Source organism: Limnohabitans simekii (SeqCode) (assembly GCF_965234735.1).
In the GTDB taxonomy this organism is placed as follows: domain Bacteria; phylum Pseudomonadota; class Gammaproteobacteria; order Burkholderiales; family Burkholderiaceae_C; genus Limnohabitans; species Limnohabitans simekii.
This window is the reverse complement of sequence record NZ_OZ248542.1, coordinates 363,535-387,658: the sequence shown is the minus strand read 5'-3', so window position 1 is coordinate 387,658 and position 24,124 is coordinate 363,535. Positions and strand designations below refer to the sequence as shown.

General features: G+C 52.7%; 32 protein-coding genes, 1 tRNA gene and 1 pseudogene. 21 read left to right on the top strand and 13 right to left on the bottom strand.

Going from position 1 to position 24,124, the window contains the following annotated elements:
* Positions 1-14: 14 nt before the first annotated feature.
* Positions 15-932 carry a polyphosphate kinase 2 gene (ppk2, locus tag AC8GFP_RS08465; RefSeq protein ID WP_506612180.1) on the top strand — a complete coding sequence of 306 codons (918 nt, stop codon included), beginning with the start codon at positions 15-17 and terminating at the stop codon, positions 930-932.
* 27 nt (positions 933-959) lie between these two features.
* Here ppk2 and AC8GFP_RS08460 read toward each other — a convergent pair whose 3' ends face one another.
* Positions 960-2,279, bottom strand: a complete 1,320-nt coding sequence (locus tag AC8GFP_RS08460) for a UDP-glucose dehydrogenase family protein (RefSeq protein WP_506612178.1) — start codon at positions 2,277-2,279, stop codon at positions 960-962.
* Positions 2,280-2,433: 154 nt separating this feature from the next.
* On the opposite strand from AC8GFP_RS08460, the gene AC8GFP_RS08455 reads away from it, so the two are divergent.
* On the top strand, positions 2,434-2,895 hold the full coding sequence (locus tag AC8GFP_RS08455) for a SixA phosphatase family protein (RefSeq protein ID WP_506612176.1): 462 nt from the start codon (positions 2,434-2,436) through the stop codon (positions 2,893-2,895).
* Between the two features lie 86 nt (positions 2,896-2,981).
* Complete coding sequence (locus AC8GFP_RS08450; RefSeq protein ID WP_506612174.1) at positions 2,982-3,251, top strand: hypothetical protein; 270 nt, start codon at positions 2,982-2,984, stop codon at positions 3,249-3,251.
* Positions 3,252-3,295: 44 nt separating this feature from the next.
* Here the strand turns inward: AC8GFP_RS08450 and AC8GFP_RS08445 are convergent, their stop codons facing one another.
* The gene (locus tag AC8GFP_RS08445; RefSeq protein WP_506612172.1) at positions 3,296-5,089 is read right to left on the bottom strand and encodes an NAD(P)/FAD-dependent oxidoreductase; all 1,794 of its coding nucleotides are present in this window, start codon (positions 5,087-5,089) and stop codon (positions 3,296-3,298) included.
* A gap of 292 nt (positions 5,090-5,381) precedes the next feature.
* Here AC8GFP_RS08445 and AC8GFP_RS08440 point away from each other — a divergent pair, with 292 nt between their 5' ends.
* From AC8GFP_RS08440 to AC8GFP_RS08425, 4 genes are all read left to right on the top strand, one after another.
* Positions 5,382-6,233, top strand: coding sequence for a MipA/OmpV family protein (locus AC8GFP_RS08440; RefSeq protein WP_506612170.1), 852 nt, complete (start codon positions 5,382-5,384; stop codon positions 6,231-6,233).
* 288 nt (positions 6,234-6,521) lie between these two features.
* Positions 6,522-6,668: a hypothetical protein gene (locus AC8GFP_RS08435; protein WP_506612168.1), complete on the top strand. Its 147-nt coding sequence runs from the start codon at positions 6,522-6,524 to the stop codon at positions 6,666-6,668.
* Between the two features lie 40 nt (positions 6,669-6,708).
* On the top strand, positions 6,709-7,377 hold the full coding sequence (locus tag AC8GFP_RS08430) for an SOS response-associated peptidase (RefSeq protein WP_506612166.1): 669 nt from the start codon (positions 6,709-6,711) through the stop codon (positions 7,375-7,377).
* Positions 7,374-7,835 (top strand): hypothetical protein, encoded by a 462-nt coding sequence (locus tag AC8GFP_RS08425; RefSeq protein ID WP_506612164.1) that lies wholly within the window; start codon positions 7,374-7,376, stop codon positions 7,833-7,835. Before AC8GFP_RS08430 ends, AC8GFP_RS08425 begins: the two co-directional genes overlap by 4 nt.
* Before the next feature lies 1 nt (position 7,836).
* Here AC8GFP_RS08425 and AC8GFP_RS08420 read toward each other — a convergent pair whose 3' ends face one another.
* From AC8GFP_RS08420 to AC8GFP_RS08400, 5 genes and pseudogenes are all read right to left on the bottom strand, one after another.
* Positions 7,837-8,142, bottom strand: coding sequence for a HigA family addiction module antitoxin (locus AC8GFP_RS08420; RefSeq protein ID WP_506612162.1), 306 nt, complete (start codon positions 8,140-8,142; stop codon positions 7,837-7,839).
* A 9-nt stretch (positions 8,143-8,151) separates the two neighbouring features.
* Positions 8,152-8,520, bottom strand: a complete 369-nt coding sequence (locus AC8GFP_RS08415; protein ID WP_506612160.1) for an NAD(P)H-binding protein — start codon at positions 8,518-8,520, stop codon at positions 8,152-8,154.
* Between the two features lie 5 nt (positions 8,521-8,525).
* Positions 8,526-8,639, bottom strand: a pseudogene (locus AC8GFP_RS08410) (glucose 1-dehydrogenase); the annotation flags it as partial.
* A gap of 145 nt (positions 8,640-8,784) precedes the next feature.
* Positions 8,785-9,393, bottom strand: a complete 609-nt coding sequence (locus AC8GFP_RS08405; RefSeq protein ID WP_506612158.1) for a glutathione S-transferase family protein — start codon at positions 9,391-9,393, stop codon at positions 8,785-8,787.
* A 3-nt stretch (positions 9,394-9,396) separates the two neighbouring features.
* Entirely contained in the window at positions 9,397-10,074 is a 678-nt protein-coding gene (locus AC8GFP_RS08400) for a TetR/AcrR family transcriptional regulator (RefSeq protein ID WP_506612156.1), read from the bottom strand.
* Positions 10,075-10,170: 96 nt separating this feature from the next.
* Between AC8GFP_RS08400 and AC8GFP_RS08395 the strand changes: the two genes are divergently transcribed.
* The 11 genes from AC8GFP_RS08395 (at position 10,171) to AC8GFP_RS08345 (ending at position 18,047) form a co-directional block, all read left to right on the top strand.
* Positions 10,171-10,635 (top strand): DUF2141 domain-containing protein, encoded by a 465-nt coding sequence (locus AC8GFP_RS08395; RefSeq protein ID WP_506612154.1) that lies wholly within the window; start codon positions 10,171-10,173, stop codon positions 10,633-10,635.
* A gap of 111 nt (positions 10,636-10,746) precedes the next feature.
* A complete protein-coding gene (locus AC8GFP_RS08390; protein ID WP_506612152.1) occupies positions 10,747-11,562 on the top strand; it encodes an SDR family NAD(P)-dependent oxidoreductase in 816 nt (271 codons plus the stop codon).
* Positions 11,563-11,632: 70 nt separating this feature from the next.
* Positions 11,633-11,842 carry a hypothetical protein gene (locus AC8GFP_RS08385; protein ID WP_506612150.1) on the top strand — a complete coding sequence of 70 codons (210 nt, stop codon included), beginning with the start codon at positions 11,633-11,635 and terminating at the stop codon, positions 11,840-11,842.
* Entirely contained in the window at positions 11,839-12,927 is a 1,089-nt protein-coding gene (locus tag AC8GFP_RS08380) for an alpha/beta hydrolase family protein (protein WP_506612148.1), read from the top strand. The genes AC8GFP_RS08385 and AC8GFP_RS08380 overlap by 4 nt, the downstream gene beginning before the upstream one ends.
* 83 nt (positions 12,928-13,010) lie before the next feature.
* On the top strand, positions 13,011-13,496 hold the full coding sequence (locus AC8GFP_RS08375; protein WP_506612146.1) for a DUF6194 family protein: 486 nt from the start codon (positions 13,011-13,013) through the stop codon (positions 13,494-13,496).
* 395 nt (positions 13,497-13,891) lie between these two features.
* Positions 13,892-15,202: a tyrosine-type recombinase/integrase gene (locus AC8GFP_RS08370; RefSeq protein WP_506612144.1), complete on the top strand. Its 1,311-nt coding sequence runs from the start codon at positions 13,892-13,894 to the stop codon at positions 15,200-15,202.
* On the top strand, positions 15,199-15,666 hold the full coding sequence (locus AC8GFP_RS08365; RefSeq protein WP_506612142.1) for a hypothetical protein: 468 nt from the start codon (positions 15,199-15,201) through the stop codon (positions 15,664-15,666). The genes AC8GFP_RS08370 and AC8GFP_RS08365 overlap by 4 nt, the downstream gene beginning before the upstream one ends.
* A gap of 130 nt (positions 15,667-15,796) precedes the next feature.
* A complete protein-coding gene (locus AC8GFP_RS08360) occupies positions 15,797-16,003 on the top strand; it encodes a helix-turn-helix transcriptional regulator (RefSeq protein ID WP_506612140.1) in 207 nt (68 codons plus the stop codon).
* Positions 16,000-16,527, top strand: a complete 528-nt coding sequence (locus tag AC8GFP_RS08355; RefSeq protein ID WP_506612138.1) for a hypothetical protein — start codon at positions 16,000-16,002, stop codon at positions 16,525-16,527. Before AC8GFP_RS08360 ends, AC8GFP_RS08355 begins: the two co-directional genes overlap by 4 nt.
* Positions 16,528-16,629: 102 nt before the next feature.
* Positions 16,630-17,580, top strand: a complete 951-nt coding sequence (locus AC8GFP_RS08350) for a ParB N-terminal domain-containing protein (protein ID WP_506612136.1) — start codon at positions 16,630-16,632, stop codon at positions 17,578-17,580.
* A gap of 41 nt (positions 17,581-17,621) precedes the next feature.
* Positions 17,622-18,047 (top strand): hypothetical protein, encoded by a 426-nt coding sequence (locus AC8GFP_RS08345; protein ID WP_506612134.1) that lies wholly within the window; start codon positions 17,622-17,624, stop codon positions 18,045-18,047.
* A 2-nt stretch (positions 18,048-18,049) separates the two neighbouring features.
* Here the strand turns inward: AC8GFP_RS08345 and AC8GFP_RS08340 are convergent, their stop codons facing one another.
* On the bottom strand, positions 18,050-18,259 hold the full coding sequence (locus AC8GFP_RS08340) for a hypothetical protein (RefSeq protein ID WP_506612132.1): 210 nt from the start codon (positions 18,257-18,259) through the stop codon (positions 18,050-18,052).
* Between the two features lie 319 nt (positions 18,260-18,578).
* Between AC8GFP_RS08340 and AC8GFP_RS08335 the strand changes: the two genes are divergently transcribed.
* Positions 18,579-18,860, top strand: a complete 282-nt coding sequence (locus AC8GFP_RS08335) for a helix-turn-helix domain-containing protein (protein WP_506612129.1) — start codon at positions 18,579-18,581, stop codon at positions 18,858-18,860.
* 129 nt (positions 18,861-18,989) lie between these two features.
* Here the strand turns inward: AC8GFP_RS08335 and AC8GFP_RS08330 are convergent, their stop codons facing one another.
* The 5 genes from AC8GFP_RS08330 to AC8GFP_RS08310 all read right to left on the bottom strand — a co-directional run bounded on the left by AC8GFP_RS08330 (position 18,990) and on the right by AC8GFP_RS08310 (position 22,595).
* Positions 18,990-19,583 (bottom strand): hypothetical protein, encoded by a 594-nt coding sequence (locus tag AC8GFP_RS08330; RefSeq protein ID WP_506612127.1) that lies wholly within the window; start codon positions 19,581-19,583, stop codon positions 18,990-18,992.
* A 164-nt stretch (positions 19,584-19,747) separates the two neighbouring features.
* Positions 19,748-19,839 (bottom strand) — tRNA-Ser (locus tag AC8GFP_RS08325).
* A gap of 28 nt (positions 19,840-19,867) precedes the next feature.
* Positions 19,868-21,181, bottom strand: a complete 1,314-nt coding sequence (serS, locus tag AC8GFP_RS08320; RefSeq protein WP_506612125.1) for a serine--tRNA ligase — start codon at positions 21,179-21,181, stop codon at positions 19,868-19,870.
* 20 nt (positions 21,182-21,201) lie between these two features.
* Positions 21,202-22,146: a 4-hydroxy-3-methylbut-2-enyl diphosphate reductase gene (gene ispH, locus AC8GFP_RS08315; RefSeq protein ID WP_506612123.1), complete on the bottom strand. Its 945-nt coding sequence runs from the start codon at positions 22,144-22,146 to the stop codon at positions 21,202-21,204.
* Positions 22,146-22,595 (bottom strand): FKBP-type peptidyl-prolyl cis-trans isomerase, encoded by a 450-nt coding sequence (locus tag AC8GFP_RS08310; protein WP_506612121.1) that lies wholly within the window; start codon positions 22,593-22,595, stop codon positions 22,146-22,148. The genes ispH and AC8GFP_RS08310 overlap by 1 nt, the downstream gene beginning before the upstream one ends.
* 137 nt (positions 22,596-22,732) lie before the next feature.
* Between AC8GFP_RS08310 and radC the strand changes: the two genes are divergently transcribed.
* Both radC and AC8GFP_RS08300 read left to right on the top strand, forming a co-directional pair.
* Entirely contained in the window at positions 22,733-23,410 is a 678-nt protein-coding gene (radC, locus tag AC8GFP_RS08305; protein WP_506612119.1) for a RadC family protein, read from the top strand.
* 37 nt (positions 23,411-23,447) lie between these two features.
* Entirely contained in the window at positions 23,448-24,086 is a 639-nt protein-coding gene (locus AC8GFP_RS08300) for a Smr/MutS family protein (RefSeq protein ID WP_506612117.1), read from the top strand.
* The last annotated feature ends 38 nt before the right edge of the window (positions 24,087-24,124 follow it).

Genomic DNA, 24,124 nt, shown 5'->3' with positions numbered 1-24,124 from the left:
AATCGGAAAACACCATGCCCACCAACGACAAATCCGAAGTGATTGATCAAGCCCAGATGCTGCGCATCCGGGAGGACATGCTTGACAGCTTGGATGAAGAGTTGGAAATGGAATTTGACGATCTGGATCCCGGCAGTGACCAAGATGTCCAAACCCTCAAGGGAGAGCGGCTGCAGTACTTCAAAACCTTGCTGAAATTACAAGGCGAGTTGGTGAAGCTGCAAGACTGGGTGGTGGCCAGCAAGTCCAAGGTGGTGATTATTTTTGAAGGCCGTGATGCCGCTGGCAAAGGGGGCGCCATCAAACGCATCACGCAGCGCTTGAACCCGCGTATTTGCCGTGTGGCCGCCCTGCCCGCACCCAACGACCGTGAACGCACCCAGTGGTACTTCCAGCGCTACACCGCGCACCTGCCAGCAGCGGGTGAAATTGTATTGTTCGACCGCAGTTGGTACAACCGTGCGGGTGTCGAGCGCGTCATGGGTTTTTGCAATGACGACGAGTACGAAGAGTTTTTCCGCACCGTGCCCGAATTTGAAAAGATGCTGGTGCGCAGTGGCATCAAGCTGGTGAAGTATTGGTTTTCTATCACGGACGACGAGCAGCACGCCCGCTTCTTGGGGCGTATTCACGACCCTTTAAAGCAATGGAAACTCAGTCCCATGGACTTGGAAAGCCGCCGTCGCTGGGAGGCCTACACACGGGCCAAAGAAACCATGATCGAGCGCACCCACATTCCCGAAGCCCCTTGGTGGGTCGTGCAAGCCGTGGACAAGAAGAAGGCCCGCTTGAATTGCATCGACCACTTGCTGTCACTCATGCCCTACGAGGAAGTGCCCCACGCGGACATCAGCTTGCCAGCCCGGGTGCGCAACCCCGATTACAGCCGCCACCCCGTGCCTGCAGAGATGTACGTGCCAGAAAAATACTGACCCCAGAAACGCTGGGGCCGCAGCAGCTCAGCGACCGATGCCAAAGTAGTCGATGCCGCGTTCTTTCATGCGGGCGGGCTCGAACAAATTGCGCCCGTCAAAGATGGCGGGTGACTTGAGGGCTTGTTTGATGACATCCAAATTGGGTGCTTTGAACTGTCGCCACTCGGTCATGATGACCAACACGTCAGCGTTGTTCAATGCGGCCTCCTTGGTGCCTGCCAGAAGCAAAACTGCTTTGTTGCCATACAGGTGTTGAGCTTCTTCCATGGCTGCTGGGTCATAGGCTTGCACTTTGGCGCCTTCGGCCCACAAAGCCTCCATCAACACCCGGCTGGGCGCTTCGCGCATGTCATCGGTATTGGGCTTGAAAGCCAATCCCCACAGCGCAATGGTTTTGTCCTTCAAGTCACCTTTGAAGTAGGCCTTGACTTTGTTGAAGATGACATGCTTTTGCGCTTGGTTGCGGGCTTCCACGGCATGCAAGATAAGCGGCTCAAAGCCCATGCCCTGTGCTGTCTTCACCAGGGCGCTGACATCTTTGGGAAAGCAACTGCCGCCATAACCAGCACCTGCATAAATAAAGTGGTAGCCAATGCGTTGATCGCTGCCGATGCCTAAGCGCACCGATTCAATGTCTGCGCCCACCCGTTCGGCCAAGTTGGCCATTTCATTCATGAAACTGATTTTGGTGGCCAGCATGCAGTTGGCCGCGTACTTGGTGAGCTCGGCACTGCGCACATCCATGACGATGATTTTTTCGTGGTTGCGGTTGAACGGCTCGTAGAGTTCACGCAGCATTTTTTCGGCGCGGGTACTGCTGGTGCCAATGACGATGCGGTCTGGGCGCTGGCAATCGGCAACAGCCGCGCCTTCTTTCAAAAACTCGGGGTTGGACACCACGTCAAATTCAATGTTCACGCCTCTGGCCTTCAACGTTTGCTGAACCACCTTGGTGACTTGATCGGCCGTACCCACAGGCACCGTCGATTTGTTGACGATCACGCAGTAGCGCTGCATGTGGGTGGCAATGGTTTTGGCCACTGCCAACACATGCTTCAAGTCTGCGCTGCCATCTTCATCGGGTGGCGTGCCTACCGCAATGAACAAAAAGTCTGAGTTCACAATGGCTTTTGCCGCATCGGAAGTGAAATCCAAACGCTGTTCAGCATGATTGGATTTCACAATCGGCTCCAAGCCAGGTTCAAAGATGGGAATGTCGCCCTTGCGCAACCGGTCTAATTTATGTTCATCAATATCAACGCAGACCACTTGATGTCCTGCGTCTGCCAAAATGGCACCTTGCACCAAACCTACATAACCAGTTCCAAACACGGCAATATTCATAGCACCTCTTTGAAAGTTGTCTGATGCTAGGAAGGGCTTGTTTCAATTCAGTGTCAATCGCATGAAATTTCAATGAAAAAATGCTTTGTCTGTCATTTAATTGTCAAATGAATGCGGCAAAGTCAAGCGGATGTAATGCCAGATGGATGTGAACATGGACTTGATCTTGTGGCGTCATGCCGAAGCCATTCCTATTGAAGAGGGTCTGACCGACGCCGAGCGCCCACTCACGCATCGCGGTGAACGCCAAGCCGCGCGCATGGCGCAATGGCTTGAGCGGCAGTTGCCCGATGGTGCCAAGGTGTTGTGCAGCCCCACGGTGCGCACCCAGCAAACTGTCTTGCCTTTAGGGCGTAAATTCAAATTGCGCGACGAGATTGCACCCCAAGGCACGGTGGAGCACGCCTTGGAATTGGCCCAATGGCCCACGGCCAAAGCCACCATCGTGATGGTGTCCCACCAACCCTTGATTGGCCAGTTGGTCAGCCATTTGTTGGGGCTTCCTGCGCACGAAATGATGATCAAAAAGGGGTCAGTTTGGTGGCTTCGCTATAAGCTGAAAGAAGGCATTCCACAAGTCAGTTTGTTGACAGTTCAGTCCCCCGAATTGCTTTGAAGTCATGCAACTGACATTGATCTGTCACAATGTTTTGGTGGGTAAACAACGACAATAACCAACCCAATCGTTCATCAAAGATTCCTATGCGCTCCATCAAGCAAGTCAAAAAAATCATCGAAGCCGATCCAAAATCTGAAGTTGGACAGACCTTTGCCAAACTGATTTTGTCGTTGGAAACCGAGCAAGCTTTCCCGATGCAAACGCTCTACGCCTTGAATGCCAAAGACTTTGATTTGGCCATGGAAGTGCTGAAAGATTGGCGTCTGGACCGGTTCTACATCGGTAAGGCCAAGGTGTTTGATATCTCTTACCAAGCCAGCCGTTTGCAGACCAACCCCACTGACAAACCATAAAAAAAGCCTCTGCTTGAACAGAGGCCTTTGAGAGACATTGTCAATCAACGCACGTGATGCACCTTGGCTTGTGCGTACACAGGCGTTTTCAAGCCTTCATAACGCGCCTTGAGTTGCAAAGACAAAAACTGTGAGTAATGGCGGCTTTGGTGCAAGTTGCCGCCGTGAATCCACAGTTGTTGTTGGTTGGTGGGTTTCCACATGTTGCGCAACTCACCTTCCCAAGGACCTGGGTCTTTGGTGGTGCTGGACCCCAAGCCCCAAACCTTGCCCACTTTGTCGGCCACTTCGGGTGACACCAAATCGGCCAACCAGTGGTTCATCGAGCCATAGCCCGTGGCATACACCAAGACATCGGCAGGCAACTCGGTGCCATCGGTGAGTGTGACCGACTTGGGGTTGATGCGTTCGATGTTGTTATGGCTTTTGAGCTTGATGCTGCCATTGGCCACCAACTCGCTGGCACCCACATCGATGTAGTAGCCCGAGCCTCGGCGCAAGTACTTCATGAACAAGCCCGAATCGTCGTCACCAAAGTCAAGCATGAAGCCCGCCTTTTCAAGCCGACCATACAAACTGGCTTCGCGCTTTTTCATTTCCGCGTAAACAGGAATGTGGAAGCTGTGCATGATTTTGTAGGGCACGCTGGCAAACACCAGATCGGCTTTGTGGTGGTCGATGCCACTCTTGACCGCCTCTTCGCTGTACAAGCCGCCCAGTGCCAACTCCATCAATGCATCAGAGGGCGCGATGTGGGTGCTGCTGCGTTGGACCATGGTGACATCGATGTCGTTTTCCCAGAGCGCGGCGCAAATATCGTGGGCCGAATTGTTGGAGCCCAGCACCACCACCTTCTTGCCCTTGCAACTGTCGGGGCCAGGGTGTTTGCTGGAATGGTGTTGGTCGCCTTGGAAGGTTTCGGCACCCGTGATTTTGGGCACATTGGGGTAGCCCGACACGCCCAGTGCGAACACCAGTTGCTTGGGCCGCACGGTGATGGCCCGGCCTTCGCGTTCTAGCTCGACTTCCCATTCGCCTTTGGTCTCGTTGAAGTGGGCTTTTTTGGCTGTGGTGGAACCCCAGTAGTTGATCTCCATGATCTTGGTGTACATCTCTAGCCAGTCGCCGATTTTGTCTTTGGGCGCAAACACCGGCCAGTCATCGGGGAAGGGCAAATAGGGCAAGTGGTCGTACCAGACCGGGTCGTGCAAACACAGGGTTTTGTAACGGTTGCGCCAGCTGTCGCCGGGGCGTGCATTTTTTTCCACCACGATGGTGGGCACGCCGAGGCGGCGCAAACGCGCGGCCAGCATGATGCCGCCTTGGCCGCCACCGATGATCAACACATACGGTTGTTCGGTGTAGCCCAAGCTGGCTTGTTCTTCTTGGCGCAACTCCAGCCAACTTTGGCGGTGCTTGTGCGCACCGTGCTCGGCGCCTTTGACACGGTGATTGCCCTTTTTCTCTTCAAAGCCTTTGAGCTCGGTCATGGTGGTGAGCAGCGTCCAGGCTTTGCCGCCTTTCAAGCGCAAATGGCCCAAGCCGCGTGCCACACCCGTTTCAAACGTGAACCAAGCGTCCACCACACCATCGGCTTCGGTGGCCTCGCCTTGCAATGCAAAGTGCGAAGGCTTCACATCTTTCAAGCAGGCGGACAACATGTCAGCCACAGCCGCATGACCCTCTTGGGTGCAAATGTTCCAGGTGAACGAGACCAAATCGCGCCAATAACAATCGGCCTCAAACAGCGATGTGACTTCGGCGGGTTGGCCGCTGGCCAAGGCTTTTTCAAACGAAGTAAGCCAAGCAGAGGCTTGCTGAGATGGAGAACTGCTCATACAAGTGCCTTTCTGTGAAAAGAGGATGGGTCTGTTTGACGATGAACCCCATGGGCTCAAATGGGATACGAAGGTTCTGCTTTTGAAGATCCACTGTCAATACGGTGTAAACCCTTTGCTGCTTGATGCCCCCTGCTTCAAGGCGCCAAGTCAAGACACCGGCCAACAACGCTCGCGCAGCATGAAGAAGCCCTGAATTGCCGTCAGTCAAAGAGGGACAGCTTATGATGCACCCGCGATATCTGGCTGATTTTTTGTCATCGCGCACCCACAGTTTGAATGAGACAGTTCCATGCGTTTGCTAAAAGTTTGTTTGTTATCTTTCGCCGCTTTTTGTGCGTCTGGATGGACCCTGAGTCATGCGCAATCTGAGGCTGATCTAGAGGGCCCGCAAAAGCATTTGTGGGAGGCAGGCATTGCTGCTTTTGGACTCACCGGACCGGCCTACCCCGGTGCTGCTGATGACGTCAGTCGCGTACTGCCCTTGCCTTGGCTGATCTACCGCGGCCCCGTCTGGCGTGCAGGTGGCGGCACATTGGGGGCTCGTGTTGCCAAAAATCAATTTGCTGAATTCGATATCGGGCTCGGTGGCTCGTTACGCGCTTCGAGCGACGATGTACAAGTGCGTGAAGGCATGCCGACCCTGGGGTTTTTGTTCGAGTTCGGTCCGCGCGTCAAGCTGAATTTGGCGCGACCCAGCCCTGGTTCGGTGGTGCGTTTGGAAGTGCCTTTGCGTGGCGTTTTTGAAATCGAAAGTGGTGTGAACTACCGAGGCTTGGCCCTGGAACCCAAGCTCACCTATGACCATCGTCATCTGGGCAGTGGCTGGGGTTTCTCTGGCAGTGTCGGTGCTTTTTATGGCGATCAACGATTCAACCAGTACCTGTATGGCGTACCGTCGGCCTTTGCAACGCCTGCCCGAAGTGCCTATGACGCCAAGGCGGGTTTGATCACACCCCGCGTTCAACTCACCTTGTCCCATCAATTCAACAAAGACCTGCGAATGTTTGCTTTCACCCGCACCGATTGGGCCGGCCAAGGCCGCAACAGCAGCAGCCCCTTGCACCTGAAAGACCAGGGCACTTCGCTGGGCTTGGGGGCTGTTTGGACCTTGGGCAGATCGGCCCAAACGGTGGTGGATTGATCTTGAGTGGTCCATCCACCCCACCGCCTGTACCCTCTACCCTCTGAATCAACTTCACTGACCAAGAAAATGCAAAAACATTCATCCATCTTTTTTTTATGTTGGGCCATCAGCTTTCCTGGATGGAGTCAAGCTGAACCCGTGATGGTGGCCTCCGATATCACTTGCGTGACATGGACAATGGGCAAAAAAGACAAGGGGGCCAAATTGGCAGAGAGCCACTTGATCGGCTTGTTGGATGGTCTCAGCGCAGGACGACAAATTCCATTCTGGAACTTCAAAGATGGCATGTCACTCCAACAAGTTTATGCATGGATGGACAACTACTGCGCCAACAATCCGGATTCCAGTCTTTACTTCGGCGCTTATGAACTCATCAATGAGCACACAGAAGGTTTGTTTGGCAAGCACAAGCCAGGTTCGCGGGCTGATTGATTGAAGTCAACCGTGACCTTGACCTAAAGTCCTGCGCACCATGTGCACCAACTTCACCGCCACGCGCAACAAGCCTTGGGTGAAAGAGCACTTGAAGGTGGATTTGCCAACAGCACCCTACCCGCCCGAGGCCTACCCTGGCTACGTCGCACCGCTGGTGGTCAAGAGCCACAGCGCGGGGCGGGTGGCTTGCGGCCTGGCCCGCTTTGGCTTGATGCCCGCTTGGGCCAAAGACGACAAGATCAGCCGCCACACCTACAACGCCCGTGCAGAAACTGTGGCCAGCAAACCCAGCTACCGCACACCGTGGCGGCAACGCCGTTATGGCATCGTGCTGCTAGACAACTTTTTCGAGCCGCACTATGGCAGTGGCAAAGCACAACGTTGGCAAATTGCTGTGGCCTCGCAAGAACCCTTTGGCATCGCCAGCCTTTGGGACACCTGGACCGACCCTGCATCTGGCGAGTTGGTGACGAGCTTTTCCATGCTGACGGTGAATGCGGATACACACCCGGTGATGAAACAGTTTCACAAACCGGGCGACGAAAAACGCACGCCATTGGTGTTGGCCACCGCGCAATTTGATGCGTGGCTGGGTGCCACGCCAGACGAGGCGCAGGCGATGATGCATTGGCGAGACATGCCTGAATTGGTCACAATGTCGGCCGTGGCAAAGGTGACTCGCTATGAAGTGAAGGAGGCGTCATGACCGTTGAGCACATTGAGACAACAAGCGACCCGGCGCTGCTTCTCTGGTCACGCCTCATCCAAGGTGCGGCAACAGTCGTCATCGTCCTGAGTTTGACCTTGCTGGTTGCACCCAACCTTGGGGAATCCATCTTCAATCTGGTTTATTACAACCAGTTTTCCAGCCCAGTTGAAGTGCCTCACCCGGTGCAGGGCTACATCTGGTTTGCCAACGGCATCATCGGTGCCGTGATGGCTGGCTGGATGATCTGCATCATCATGCTGGCCAGGGGTCCGTTCCTCGAGGGTCGGCTGCAGGCTTGGAACATGATTGCGATGCCATTGGCTGGTTGGTTCGTCATCGACACGGCGTTTTCAATCGCTCATGGTGTCTGGGGTAATGTGCTGCTCAATACAGCAACTGGGCTGATGTTCGGCATCCCCTTGCTCTTTTCGCGTCGGCACCTCACCAAGCCCTGATTCACGCCATGACCAGCTTCTCTAGTCTCTTCATTTGCCCCAATTCAGCTTTCAACTTGGCTTGCGCGTGCCAGAGGTCATATTGTGTTTGCATGTCCAGCCAAAGCTGAGCGCCGTTGCCCAGAAGGACGCCCAAGCGCAAGGCCATTTCGACGGAAACACCACTGCGCTCTGCCAAAACGGCATGCAAAGTTTGGCGTGAAACGCCCAACTTTCTTGCGAAGGAACTGACAGACATGCCGGGCAAGTTGGGCAACACATCTTCACGGAGGATGGCCCCGGGGTGGGTCGGTGCACGTTGACGCATCATTCGCTCCTAATGGTAATTCTCTAAATCAAGTTTGAAAGCGTTCTCGCCTTGCCACTCAAAGGTAATGCACCAAGGCCCATTGACATGCACGCTGTACCGTTTTGGTTTGCCTTGCAGTCCATGAAAATCAAACCCTGGCAAATTCAGGGCATCAGGTGTTTTTGCAATGCCAATGGCATCGGTACCCTGCACACAGCGCTCGACGTCGACCAAAGATGTAGGGCTTCCATTCATCACAAGCAGATTCGGATGTTTGAACGTCATCCTTCCAGGGTCGCGCACCAGGGCGACGACCTGGTGTCCCTGATCGAGCGCATGCTTGACGACCAGTCCACCCGTGAGACCCGTAGCACCGAACACCGCTATTCGCGACATGGCCACTACCACCTTTCAATCGATGGACGCAGGTCGAGTTCGAAAGTCCAGGCGTCACGGGGCTGGCTGTGCAACCACCAGTAGGCCTCTGCGATATGGCCCGGGTTCAAGATGCCCTCAGGGCCCGCCTCTGTGCGCCGCGCCACGCACACGGTGTAGCCCTCCCTGGCGAAGCGCCGGGCCACCGCGGAACCTGTGGCGTCACCGGCGCCGATCACACAACAGACTCCGTGTCCAGACATGGCGTTCTCCTTCGCCAAGGCCTCATGCCCGGGCCGTGGGTCGGGCCGAGACCTGCGCAAACCAGCGCGACAGGTGTGTCCTTTCTGACGGGATTCGCAAACCCACCGCCTTGCCCAGCACGCAGGCGCACTGGGCGACGATGTCGGCCATGCTGTAGTCGTCGCCGGCGATGTGGCTGCGCTCGGCCAGTTCCCTATCGAGCCAAGCCATGGTTTGCAAGGCCCGGCCACGCGCCCAAGTGGCGACTTCGGGCACCTGCTCGACGCGCCCGCGGTAAAAGTCACTGCTGTGCAAAAATGCCAGCGCGATGGGCTGTGACAACTCATGGTCCATGCGCAGCGTCCACATCTCGGTGTGGGCTGCGGTCTGAGGTGTTCGCCCCATCAGCGATGGCTGCGGGTGCAATGCCTCCAAATAACGACAAATCGCCAGGGACTCGGCAATGCCGCTGCCGTCATCTAGCTCGAGTACGGGCAACTTGCCCAGGGGGTTGAGCCGCAGGAAATCCGGCTGTGCATTAGCGCCGCCGGCGGCATCAACTTCGCGTCGCTCGATCGAAATACCTTTTTCAGCCATGAAGATGCGCACGCGCCGGGGGTGCATTCCTGCAGTGAGATCGTAAAAAATCATGGACTACCTCCGATTGGGTAAAAAAGAAATAGCGCGACCAATAATGGCTGCTATTCGTCTGTCTCGGGTTCTAGGTGCAATCGACCTAAGCTCATCAAGTCGACCCGCTACTAATAAATCCGCCAACCCGTGCGCAGCAGCCCACGCAGCAGCAACGTCGAGCATCATGGCGCTATCTTGTTTGGGCGAACTTTTATCTTCGGTGACGGCCCTGACATGTTTGACCAACCCCTCGAAAGCGGACTCGGCAACTTGCTGAAGATTAGAGTCGTTAAAGTCGGGACGATCAGAGGAAAACATTAATCGAAATATCGCCGGATTTTCCAGGGCAAAAACAACATACCCCACCCCTGACGCTTCTAACTGAGCACGCGGATCTGCAGGTGCACGCCGTCGGAAATCCCGCTGGCGCTGAATAAATCGCTCAAACCCTCTTGCGGCCAATGCAGTCAGAAGCCCGTTCGCATCGCCGAAGTGATGCGCTGGCGCTGCGTGGCTAACGTTTACTCGTTTGGCGACGCCACGCAGCGAAAAACCTTCAATGCCGCGCTCAATCAACTCTTGTTCGGCTGAATCGAGCAGCGCCGAAAAGAGGTTGCCATGATGGTAAGAATGCTCTTCGGCGGGATGGTTTGTTGTCTTCATAGTTTGAAAGATAACCCTAAATGCTGACAACGTCAAGATCAATGTTGACAGTGTCAAATAATCCCGTTAAACTTGACAGCGCAAAGATAAAAAGCCGACTGAACAACTTGATCGTTACATAGGAGATAAACGATGCGCCGAACTTGCCGTGACTACCTAAATGATTTTTCCCGTCTTTCCTCGATTGCGCTTGTAGTGGCTTTCTATGCCCCTCCGGCGTTTTCTGAGTCCCCGTCGAACGTTCTAATCGAGGTCTCAGGATTTAAAAATACTCGAGGCACGCTCAACTGCCGCCTATTCACCAAAGCCGCAGACTTTCCAGATGGCGAAGGTATTGTGACTCTTCGCGTACCGATTACAGGTCCAAATACCAGCTGCAGCTTTTCAAATGTTGAGCCTGGTACCTATGCGATAGCCATCGTGCACGACGAGAACGGCAACGGAAAACTTGATAAGAACTTTGTTGGTGTCCCGAGCGAAGGGTATGGTGTCTCGAACAATAAAACATACGCCCTTTCAGAACCAAAGTGGAATGAATCGATTTTTACATTTGGTGCAAATGAGAGCAAAACACTACAAGTAAACCTCAGATACTAAATTTCAAAAAATAAACCAGGTCGAAAAAATGTTGTTTGTATATAGAAACATCGATGCATAGAAAAACAAATTTCAAAATTGTTCAGCCTAACCAACTTTTTGAGAGTGCATATGAAACATCCAAAGACTATCTTGCTGACCGGCGCTAGTAGCGGCATCGGTCTAGAAATGGCACGAATACTCGCTGCACAAAAATATCGCCTGATAATGGTCAGTCGAAGTAACGATAGGTTGGAAGAAATCGCCACTGAACTTAGGCAAAAAACTGGCGCAGACATTGTTGTTCATGCGCTTGATCTCAGCTTGCCACGAGCTGCAAATCACTTGGTTGGATACTGCGATTCACAGCAGTTTCAGATCGATATCCTGATCAACAACGCCGGGTTTGGCCTTCTAGATGAGCATGTCAATCTTGAACCCGAAAAACTCAGGCAAATGCTACAACTGAATGTGGTGACGGTTGCCGAGCTTTGCCAAATATTCGGCGCAAAAATGAAACAGCGAAGAGCAGGCCGCATTCTGAACGTCGCCTCAACGGCGGCTTTCCAGCCAACACCCTATTTTGCGGCCTACGGCGCATCGAAGGCATTCGTTCTGAATTTTTCCGAGGCGCTTGCGAAAGAAATGGAAGACTTCGGCGTCAGTGTGAGCTGCCTTGCTCCTGGGCCTACCGATACGGCTTTTTTCAATAACGTTGACCCTCAGCAAATCGATAGGGGTCATTTTTTTCGCCTAGAGGGTCGTACCGATCCTCGTAAAGTTGCGCAAGCAGGCGTTGATCTGATGGTTCGTGGCGGTTTGACGCACGTCGTTGGCACGACCAACAGACTCATGATTTTGGGCAACCGTCTTGCACCCCGGACGATGGTCGCTGCAATCTCCAAGCGCATGCTGCGGCCAGTACCCGTGAAGTCCAGCTTGACTTGATCTCACTTTCCTCATCTCGCCGCCTATCCAATCCGCTTACAGGGATGAATCAATTTACCAGGTGTTTGCCATGAAACTGTCTCATCGCCTGCTTCGCAATTTGCATCTGGCAACCACGCCTGTCCTGGGTGCCTTCGTGTATGCCAGCCCCTTGCGGGAGCATGCAACATTTGTAGCCATCATTCAGTGGGGCGTGTTTCCAACGGTGGCCGGTGCGGGCCTGCTCATGTGGATCCGACCTTGGCTGGCCAGGCGTGCAGCCGAAAATAAGATCCCATGAAACGCCGCGAATTCCTCACCCGTTCTCTGGGTTTTGCGACCGGTGCAGTCGGCCTCGCAGCAACAACTCCTGCAGTTGGGGCAATGGCATCTCCTGCACAGGGTCATCGCATCCTGGACCTGGAACTGTTTGACACCGTTAGACAAAGGCCCGTCCCCTCACGCCTTTACCTCCCCCAACAGGCCAGACCTGAACACCCGGTTCCTTTGATCGTCTTCTCGCACGGCCTGGGCGGCTCGCGCATGGGCTACAGCTACCTCGCCCGCCATTGGTCCAATGCCGGCATGGCCAGCCTGCATCCGCAACATGTCGGCAGTGACAACAGTGTGTGGCGAGGTAACCCGTTTGAACTTCTACAACGCCTACAGGCAGCGGCGCACGAGTCCGAAGCACTGGCCAGGGTACTGGATTTGCGTTTTGTCCTGAACCATATCCTCTCCTTCGATCAGGGTCCGTTGTTCAATACCTCAAGCATCGCAGTTGCCGGTCACTCCTATGGGGCGAACACGGCCATGCTGGTTGCCGGCGCGCAGGTGACTACCGGCAATCCAAACTTGGCCGACCTCAGGGACAGACGGATCAAGGCCGCCATCCTCATTTCGGCACCGCCATTGATCGGACAGGGTCCTGCGCGTCAGGTGCTTGGCACAGTGAGCTTGCCAACGCTGCACATCACCAGTCTCGAGGACACCATCAACCTGCCCGGCTACCGAAGTACGGTCGAAGACCGGATCGCCATCTTTGACGCCATGGCCCAATCTCAGAGAACACTGGTGGTGTACAACACAGGTGGTCACAGCATATTCACCGACCGAACCACGCGCAGCGGACCCGAGACCAGTGCTCGAATAAAAGCCGCTACCAAGGAACTTTGCACGATCTTTTTACGTCGCTCGCTGTACCTTGGTCATCCACCGCTTCGCACGGAAAGTATGACTGATCAGCCAGCACTGGGGGCATATCCTGCTGCGCAGTCAGATGTCAATTCGGTGCAGCAAGGCCTATCTCAATGGGCCTATCGTCACCAAGATCTCCTGGATCGGTTCACAAGCCGGGACACGTCGATGCACTCGCAGTGGAAGTGACGGATGGCGACTGATCTTGCTATAGATGATCGTGCAACTTGATTCCTTGCTCAAAATAACCATGCAAATGGCTTGAAAACCCTATGGATGTTGTTTCAATCACCGAGTACATCGAGAGCGCCTTCGCTGATATTCACATTGTTAAGGCCTGGGGCGAGACCTCCTTCTTTTACAACCCCCATCGAAAACTCCTACGAGGTATCTACTTTGTAACAATCAAGGAGAAAAATGGCCCAAACGACCGGGCGTCCAACCTGGATCGATCCGAAGTTTTTCGCTTGAACATCGGTATTTCCAAGTTGACGTATCGATCTTTATTTGGACAGCAGCCATCCCGACCTCATGCCGGAGGAGTCGTCGATACGGGACACGATTTCGCGTCGCTTGATCGATTGTTTCCTCATCCGGTTTATGGCTGGATGTCCTGGGTTGCTGTCCTCAACCCGAGCGCCACCACATTCGAGGACGTCAAGCCCTTGCTCTTAGAGGCATACGGCCTGGCTGTTGCCAAATTCATCAACCGAACAAGTACAGGCACGCTGACTTGTTCTTCCAGCAAAAGCTCCTGACTTTTTCTCGGCAGTACGGCAAAAGGGGGTTACAGAAAAATCGAGTAATCGATCGTTCCAAATGGCTTTTTTTCGAACTCGCTCGGTAGGGGGCTCTGAGCAGAACAGCGTCTCAATCGCGCTTAAGACCCGATGTGACGGGACTTTCTTCAACCTCTGGTCAGGGGCTGACTGAGGAAAAGTCAATCAGATCAACAGCTTGTCGGCTGCGGTTGAAAGATTGAAGATTTGAAGAAACTTTGCTTGGCGGAAAGAGAGGCCGCCATAAAATTATTTTAATCATGGCCAATTTCCGTCATAAATCCAATATTCACAAGGGTTCAGCCTAAAAAGCTTGCTCCAATCATTGGCAACTGCTACCATTCAATGTCACATTTATTGGTATGTAGGATGAAATGCCGAAAATAGCCAAACCTCTCACCGATCTTCAAGTCAGACGCATTACTCGAGTTGGTTGGCACGCAGTTGGTGGCGTAGCTGGACTGCTGCTACAGGTGCGTAACCCTGCCAAGGAAGGCGCACAAATTCCCAGATCTTGGATCTTGCGTGTCAAGGTTGGTGATCAGCGTCAACCCATTGGGCTTGGCCCATACCCGCAGGTTTCACTTTCCGAAGCACGTGAGCATGCCAAGAAGTTGGTCGTGGAGGCCAAACAAGGGGTGAATCTCAAGACCAAAAAGCGTGCAGAGCGCAGTGCATTGCTTTTGGCGGCCTCAAAGAACAAAACCTTTCGCGAATGCGCCGTCGCTTATATGGAAGCGCATGCCAGTGACTACACCAACGACAAACACCGAAAGCAGTGGCCTGCCACCCTTGAAGCCTACGCTTACCCTTTGATCGGAAATATGCTGGTCTCAGACATTGCCATGCGAGACGTGAAAAACGTTTTGGAACAGGAAACCACTACAGCAGACGGTCAGACAGGAAAGATGTGGTTTGTTAAAACCGAAACCGCGAAGAGACTACTGGGGCGCATCAAAACCGTTTTGGATTTCGCAACAGTCAATGAGTATCGAAATGGAAACAACCCCGCACAGTGGACAGGTTACCTCGACACACAACTACCCTCCCCCAAGCGACTGCAAAAGGTTGAGCACCACCCTGCCGTACCTTACGTAATGATGGGGGATTTCATGCTCAATCTGCGCAAAAACGATAGTATTAGTGCCAAAGCTCTGGAGTTCTTGATACTTACTGCCGTTCGTTCGGGTTCAGTCAGGATGGCTGAATGGTCTGAATTCGATCTGGATAGGAAGCTTTGGGTTATTCCAGCTGAACACACTAAGGCACGACAAGAACACAGGGTTCCGCTCCAACAACAGGCGATAAAGCTTTTGAAGTCGCTACCATTAATGGTTGGAACAAATATTGTTTTTGCAAGTCCAACTGGCAAATCACTTTCAGATATGGCTCTGAGCCAACTTATGCGAGGAATGCTTCAACGAGGTGAATTACCAGTTGTTGCTGTGCCGCATGGTTTTAGAAGCACATTCCGGGACTGGGCGGCTGATCTCACGAATTATCCTGATGACATGCGAAAGATCGCCTCTGGTCACACAGTCAGTGATTCCGTTAAAAAAGCTTATGAAAGGACTGACCTTTTGGAAAAGCGACGGCAATTGATGAATGAATGGGCAACGTATTTGAATATTGCAAACCGCGACAGCACTGGAAATGTGACGAGCATCAGAAGGAAGCAGTTATGACAGATTTGATTGATATGAACCGCGATGAAAATGGTAAATCGCAAATTCAATTCAGTAGAGAGCCGATCAGCACTGCACTGGCAAACACTGCGCTCGAATATTCAACTGAACAGTTCGCTCGTAGAGAGTTAGAAAAATTAAAGCTCAGAGCTTTGGCGCACGCATTTGGACTTGATGACGAGCCAAACATGTGGTTTTACCTTTCGCTCAAACTTGCACAATTGCACTATCCAGAACCCAAATCAGTCGGAAGAAAAATGAAATGGACAAAGCAAAACAGAATCCTTCTGCGGAAGTCAGTCGATCAAATCGTTATCCCCACTGACCCATCACACGGAGTCAACTACGCTTGCAAAATACTTGCGAATAAGGAGCCATGGCTTTTGCTTCTTGGCGGCATACCGAATCAAAGTGAAGCTCTGCGTGTCCAATATTACAAAGCACTGGACTCCAACGAAAGATGAACTTTTAGAAAGTAAATTAATTCGAATAGGATTTATTACAGGGTTTTTTTACAGGTTGGGGTGTAATTTTTCGTCGTTGAATTTATTCACTGGCAGAGTACTGATTCTTTCTGCTCAGTGGTGATTTCACATGCAACATTACATCCGTCTAAACCAACTCGCAACCAAGCCCGGAAAACCCGGTTACCTCCCATTTTCAACATCAACGATTTGGCGGTTGGTGAAGAAGGGGGCGTTCCCAAAACCAGTCAAACTTGGTAATTCAATATTGGCTTGGAAGTGTATTGAGATTGATGTGTGGCTTGCTGAAGCTGAAGCCTCAAGGTCTCAGAAATGAATGTACCGAGCACCATCCACCACCATCTGGAAAATTTGCAATGCCCGGTTTTCGAACCCTCATCAAGTTTCAAACAGCGCTCTCAAAAATTAAGATGGCTTTCTGGATTAGCTAACTGGACTCATGCTGTCACACTGACCATGCAACGCCCAAAAAGCGTCCATGGAATCAGCAAGCCAGAAGTTGCCCGTCGATGCCGCCTCTTTCTTAACCGAATCAATCGACGGATCTACAAACACGGACAAAAGCGCAAAGGCTTCAGGATCGCTTCAGTTGCTTTTTTGGGCAATGGGCCATACGGGAATCATCCCCACGCTCATTTGGCCCTTCAAAAGCCTCCTGACATGTCTCACAAATCATTCAATCTAATCTTGAATGAAATGGCTCGAACAACCAAGGGGTTGGGTCAACAGTTTGAAATCAAGCCATATCGTGACGAGGGATGGCTTGGATACATGGTCGACCACGGTTTTGAAGGGTTGATTGATCAAGTGACATTTTCCGCCGTGTGCCCTAAGAACTGATCCAGCGGGGCCTTATGGGTCGGTTGGGTGGCTGGAAACAAGGGTCATTGAGTCCCTTGATTCATATACCTATGGTGAAACAACATTTGAAAGGAAAGTGGAATGGCTTCGATTGAAGAAATCAACAAATCACCTCGTAAAGTTGAGGAGATTGCAATAAATTTAATACGAACTGATGGAGGCACTCAGTACCGCACGAGTATTGACAATGTGGTTGTACAGGAGTACTTGGATGCAATGAAGGACAGTGCCGAATTTCCTCCGATTGAAGCTGTATTCGATGGAGAGTTCTATTGGTTAACAGATGGCTTTCACCGACTAGCAGCATTCAAGCAACTTGGGTATTTGTATATGAATGTCAGTTTCATTTCAGGATCACAAGCTGATGCTCAACTTTTAGCATTGGCGGCAAATGGAACTCACGGAGTGCGGCGCAGCCTCATAACTAAACGAGCAATTGGATTAAAAGTACTTGAGCACCCAGCATTTCAAGGTTGGAGCAATTACCAAATGTCCAAATTTTGCGGCTTGTCAGCTCCTTTTATCCAAAGTCTCCGCGATCCAGAAGCAAAAAAAAGGCAGCAGGAAGCAAGAGATCGCTCTGCGTTGAAGAGAATCAATTATGAAGTTACTAATCCGATTACTACGACTAATGAATTTGAACATGAACAAAATGGGGCACATCACCCAAACTCACCTGAGAATTTATGTCTTGATGCAGTCCCTGATGAGGAAGAGCTAAAGGCTAACGAACTTGCATTTCAGGCTGACCAAGAGTTGATGTACAAGTTGTTAGAGTCTGATGACGCTTTATCTACCGCGCATGAAGAGGTCAAACGCCTCAACTACCTTAATGCTCAATTGGGGGTTCGACTGCATGGGCTTATGCATGAGAAAAATGAGGCAATTAGACTTTGTAAGAAGGAGCAGCTAAAGAACGATAGGCTTTCAAAACAATTGAAAGATTTAACAGCTTCGCGAGGTCATATCGCTCTAACCAAAGAGGTCATGGAACGGGAAAAATTTACTGATTCATTGAGACCAAACGTATAAAGTTTTAAGGATTTCAAAAGTAGACAAAGTTAGAGAATTACATGGCGCACGGATATAAGACTGGCGGAAGGCGAGCTGGCACACCAAACAAGGTTACATCCGACACCCGTGAGGCTATTTGCCAACTTCTGGAAGGGAACAGTCACAAGCTTTCCAAATGGATTGATGCTGTAGCGGACGGTGTAACTGTAGTTAGACGAGCGAAGGATGGCTCAGAGTCCTTCGAGTACCTTGTTAAGCCTAATCCTGCCAAGGCATTTGATATGTTTCAATCTCTCTTGGAATTTCACGTTCCTAAATTGATGCGCATGCAAGTTGGTGGTAATGACATGCATCCATTTGCAAACCAAAATAATCTAGGTATATTTGATGAAATCCTTCAAGCTATAAAGATTAAGAAACAATCCGAATCTCGGCTAACAAGTCATTCTGTGGTGGGTTCATCACAAAATTCGATAGGGAAATAGCTCTAGCAGTCCAGTCTTCCAGAAGCGTAACACTGGGTTTTTCTCATCTGCCGTTCTTGATTTTGTCTATTGAGTTCATTCGCTTGCATCATTAATGCATCATCCATCTTTTTCTGTGATGCTGCTTGCTGTAAACAATTTGAAAACTCAGTTGTACCCCGTTTGAATCCATATTTATCACAAGTGTCCCTCAGTTCTTCCATTTCAGCCATCTGCCGCTCTCTTACACGATCATGTTGATCTTTGACGCGTGCATTGTCCAGGCATCTCCACCTAGCGCCTGAAGCTTTCTCTGTTGTTCTTAGACAATGTTCGACGTGCAGAGATTTCGTTCCAGTGCTACAGCCGAACATAACAATCAAAGTTAGTGAATAAAAAAATACAACTTTAAATCTATCAATGAGTTGTCGCTGAGTAATCCATGAATCAATTTCACTGTGATTTACATTCAGATGAAGAGTATCTGGCTTCATAGATAAAGGGTTAAATTTAACGTGGTTTAAAGTCTCTCATCTTGAGAAGCTCCTGTCAATGCAGGAGAAGCGAAAACCGTCAGCAGGTAGACCTAAAGGTGCCAAATCTTTTGATCCAGCACCAGCACTTGCATTTGGTTCAGCAGTTCGTGAGATGCGGCTACAAGCTGGGCTATCTCAAGAAGAACTTGCTAGTGCAGCTATGGTTGAACGCTCGCATATGGGCAAGATTGAGCGGGGCGAGCACATTCCGAATTTGGTTTTAATACTGCGACTTGCCAAAGCTTTATCAGTCTCTCCGGGCACTCTTGTTGACCGTGCTGTTGGATTAATGAATTGAAAGGTCTTGTGCTTGCTATCCCTTGAGTTACAGAGATAGTATTGAGAACGTATCAAGAAAAATCGGTCATGACTCGAGACATTAGGTCAGTATGTATCAGCAGTAGATTTATTCGGGGTTAAGTTGGGTTTAATTTTCAACACAATATGTACCAACCCCATTTGGTTGTGGATTACAAGTCAAAGTTTTAGGCTGCGGTGTACTCAGAAGCCTTGCGGCTTCTTGCATCATCTGCATTCTTCGTTGTTGATCTGCGGCAAATTCCATATTTGATTGACGTCTTGCATCTTCCCTTGATCGACTCAATTCAGCTTTCAATTCCGTCGTAACTTTCAGTACCTCGCTTGACTCTAAACGTTGATCAGTTTTCCCAATTGCGATATTGGTATACAGCGTATAAAATTTTCTAGCCGCGTTTAACGACGGTACCTTGTCAGGATCTGAGTCAATCAGTATTTCGTCCGTTCGGTAATAGAAGTCCAAAAAACAGTTAGCTTTGATTTTTGCATTCTTAGCTAAATCCGTGCATCTGGTGAGTGTGTTGAAAGACTCATTGATTTGCTCCTGACTATATTGTTTTTCCTTTGCCCTCAAGCTTGTATTTGTGCTCGAACAGGCAGTCATAAGGAACAGTATTCCAAACGAAATGAAGCATGCTGAAATCCTACTCATATTGATGTCCCTTTTATTTTTGGGCATCTTATCCCGTGGTTCTTTATCCATCAAAGATGGATGATTTGGAGATCTATTGGCAAAGCAAGCCAGATTCCGTTGTTGAAATACGCAAGAGATAGCATTTGTTCTAAGCGCATGAAGTAATATATTGATATGTTTTATGGTATGCCAGTTACAAAAAAACCTTGAGAGAGCCATAAACATTGACTTGCTGGCGGAAAGAGAGGGATTCGAACCCTCGGTACAGGTAAACCTGTACGCCGGATTTCGAATCCGGTGCATTCGACCACTCTGCCATCTTTCCGGGTCTTGCTGAAAATACAAAAAGAATTCTAAGTCAGCACTTTCAAGCCACCCATGTAGGCTTGCAGTGCATCAGGCACGCGCACACTGCCGTCGGCTTGTTGGTAGTTTTCCAGCACCGCCACCAGGGTGCGGCCCACGGCCAAGCCCGAGCCGTTCAAGGTGTGCACCAATTCGTTTTTGCCTTGCGCATTTTTAAAACGCGCTTGCATGCGGCGTGATTGAAACGCTTCGCAATTGGACACCGAGCTGATCTCGCGGTAGGTGTTTTGCGCGGGCAGCCACACTTCCAAGTCGTGGGTGCGGGCTGCACCAAAACCCATGTCGCCGGTGCACAGCGCCATCACGCGGTAGGGCAAGCCCAGCTTTTGCAAAATGGCTTCGGCGTGGCGTGTCATCTCTTCCAGCGCCTCGTTGCTTTTCTCGGGGTGCACGATTTGCACCATCTCCACTTTGTCAAACTGGTGCTGGCGAATCATGCCGCGCGTGTCGCGGCCATGGCTGCCCGCTTCCGAACGGAAACACGGCGTGTGTGCGGTCAGCTTGATGGGCAAATCGCCCTCAGGGACCACGGTGTCGCGCACCATGTTGGTCAAGGGCACTTCGCTGGTGGGAATCAAGTACAGCGCTTGGCCGTCGCTCTCGCCGTCTTGCCCGCCTTTTTTCGCGGCGAACAAATCTTCTTCAAACTTGGGCAGTTGGCCTGTGCCACGCAAACTGTCAAGGTTGACGATGTAGGGCGTGTAGCACTCGGTGTAACCGTGCTCTTGGGTTTGCACATCCAACATGAACTGCGCCAGCGCCCGGTGCAGGCGGGCCATGGGCCCCTTCATCACGGTGAAGCGCGAGCCCGAGAGCTTGACGCCCATCTCGAAATCCAAGCCCAGCGGTTCGCCCAGCGCCACATGGTCTTTGGCCTCAAAGCCCAAAGGCGTGGGCTCGGTGCCACTGGGGCTCCAGCGGCGCAACTCCACATTCCCATGTTCATCCGCGCCAATGGGCACGCCTTCTTGCGGCAAATTAGGCACGGCCAGCAACAGGTTTTGCAACTCGGTTTGCAACACGTCCAAACGCACAGCAGAGGCATCGAGTTCGGTTTTGAGTTGGCCCACTTCGGCCATCACCGCGTCGGCGGATTCGCCCTTGCCCTTGAGCATGCCAATTTGCTTGGACAAGCTGTTGCGCTGGGCCTGCAATTCCTCGGTGCGGGTTTGCAATGTTTTGCGTTCGTTCTCGAGGGCGGTGAACGCGGCTTCGTTCAAAAACACTTGCGGGTTTTTGCGGCTTTGCAAACGCGCCAGCACTTGGGGCAAATCGCGGCGAAGAAGGGTGATGTCAAGCATGAGAAAAAGTCTTCAAAAAATCAATCGTGGCGCAGCCCTTTGGGCAGCGGAAATTTCACAGTTTCTTGCACACCATCGAGGGTGCGCACCGACACAGCGCCGAGCTCGCGCAAGCGGCTCACCACTTGCTGCACCAACACATCGGGCGCAGACGCACCGGCGGTCAGGCCAATCTTGCTGGCACCGGCCAACCACTCGGCTTGCAATTCACCGGCGTGGTCCACCATGTAACTGGGGGTGCCGTACTTGGCGGCCACATCGCGCAAGCGGTTGCTGTTGGAACTGGTGGGGCTGCCCACCACGATGACCACATCCACCTGCGGGCTGAGCAGCTTGATGGCGTCTTGGCGGTTTTGGGTGGCGTAGCAAATGTCTTGCTGCTTGGGTTCGCGCACTTGCGGGAAACGCGCTTTCACCGCCGCCATGATGTGCGCCGCATCGTCCACACTCAGGGTGGTTTGCGTCACCACGGCCAGTTTTTTGGTTTGTGTGGGTTGCACTTTCAACACGTCGTCGGCGTCTTCCACCAAATGGATGCCCGAGGGCAGCTGGCCCATGGTGCCTTCCACTTCGGGGTGGCCTTTGTGGCCAATCATGATGAACTCGTAGCCTTCTTTGTGCAGCTTGGCCACTTCCACATGCACCTTGGTGACCAGCGGACAGGTGGCGTCAAACACGCGAAAGCCGCGACGCTCGGCCTCATACTCGACCTCTTTGGGCACGCCGTGGGCGCTGAACACCAAGGTGGCGCCTTCGGGTACGTCGTTCAGGTCTTCGATGAAGATGGCACCGCGCGAGCGCAGGTCGTCCACCACATGGGTGTTGTGCACGATTTCGTGGCGCACATAAATGGGTGAGCCAAATTTTTGCAACGCATGTTCGACGATGTCGATGGCGCGGTCCACGCCCGCGCAAAAACCGCGCGGCTCGGCCATGATGATTTCGGAGTTGGGTTGCATCGTCATCAGAGCACGCCTATTACTTGAACTTCCATGCTGACCGCGTGGCCCGCTAATGGATGGTTGAAATCGAACAAGACGGCGTCATCAGCCACTTGGCAAACGGCACCGGCGTAATTGCCAGTGTTCTCAGGCGCTGAAAAGGCCAGCACCTCGCCCACTTGGTACACCGCATCGGGCTCGCCAAATTTGGCCAACACTTGGCGCGGCACCCATTGCAGCATCTCGGGGTTGCGCTCGCCAAAAGCCTCACCTGCGGCCAACTGCAAGGTGGTGTGTGCGCCCTCGGCCAAGCCCAGCAAACGCGCTTCGATGGCCGGTGACAACTCGGCATTGCCCAAGGACAAAGTGGCAGGCGGCCCACCAAAGGTGTTGATGATGTCGCCCTGCGGCCCGCTCAAGCGGTAATGCAAGGTGAGGAATGAACCAGGTTGGATCGTGTTGGGGGCTGTCATGCGCTGCTTTGTAAACTGGTTCTATTGTAGAAAGGGCCAAGGATCACCAAAAAGCGGGTGACAGAACACCAAAACGACCGCCAGAAACAGCGATCATTGCACCCAGTTCATTTGATTCATCCCCTTCGTTGGTCGCCATGCACTTGCTCGACATCCCCAAACAAACCCGCCCGCGCGAAAAACTGCTTGCCATGGGCAGCCAGGCGCTGACCGACGCCGAGTTGCTGGCCGTCATGTTGGGCAGCGGCCTGCCCGGGCAAAACGTGTTGCAACTGGCGCAGTCCCTGCTCGATCAGTTCGATGGCTTGGCCGGTTTGCTGCAAGCGCCCTCGGCAGCCTTGCAAACCCGCAAAGGCTTGGGCGGCTCGGCGCGGCGAGCGCAACTGATGGCCGTGCTGGAGTTGTCGCGCCGGGTGCAGTTGCAAAAAATGCGGCAGCGCGACGCCATGGGCAACCCCGACACGGTGCAGCATTTCCTGCAACTGCAGTTGGGCACGCGAGACCACGAGGTGTTCGCCGTGCTGTTCCTCGATGGGCAAAACCGCTTGCTGCGCTTTGCCGAAATGTTCAAGGGCACGATCAACCAAACCTCGGTGTACCCGCGCGAAGTGGTCAAGTTGGCCCTGGAAGTGGGCGCGTCGGCGGTCATCTTCAGCCACAACCACCCCAGCGGTTTGGTGCGCCCGTCCAGCGCTGACACCACCCTCACCCGCAGCTTGCAAGCCGCCTTGGGCATGGTGGACGTGAAAGTGCTGGACCACATCATCGTTGGCCAAGGGCAAACCTGGTCGATGGCGGAGCAGAGCCCGTGGTGAAAGCTGCCCGCCTGAACGACTTGGCCGCGTGGAGGGCATGGCTGTGGTGAAGGCCCGCAGCTTGAAAGACTTGGCGGCCATCAAAGCCCAGTTGGAAGCCGACGCCGCTCGGGCCGCCGCCGAGAAAGCGGAGCGCGAGCGCCTTGAGAAAGCCGCCCAGGCCGAGCGCCATTTGTTCAAGCGGGCCGTGGGCGCGGTCAAGCCGCTCTCGCATGCGCCCCGCGTGTCCTTGTCCGGCGAGCCCGCCAAACCCCTGGCCTTGCAGCAAATGCTGGATGACGACAACGTGCTGCGCGAAAGCCTCAGCGACGACTTTGACGTCTCCACCCTGCTCGACACCGACGACGAGCTCAGCTACCGGCGCAGCGGCATCGGCACCGATGTGACGCAAAAACTGCGCAAAGGGCATTGGAGTTTGCAGGGGCAAATTGATTTGCACGGGCTGCGCAGCGACGAGGCGCGAGAAGCGCTGGGGCAGTTCATCCGCGATGCCCACAAACGCGGATGGCGCTGTGTGCGGGTGGTGCACGGCAAGGGCTTGGGCTCGCCTGGCAAAACCCCGGTCTTGAAGTCCAAGGTGCAGCGCTGGCTGGTGCAGAAAAACGAGGTGCTCGCCTTCGTCCAAGCCAAGGGCTCGGAGGGCGGCGCCGGGGCCTTGGTGGTCTTGCTCAGCTAATTGGGGTCAGATTCCAATTAATTAATTGGAATCTGACC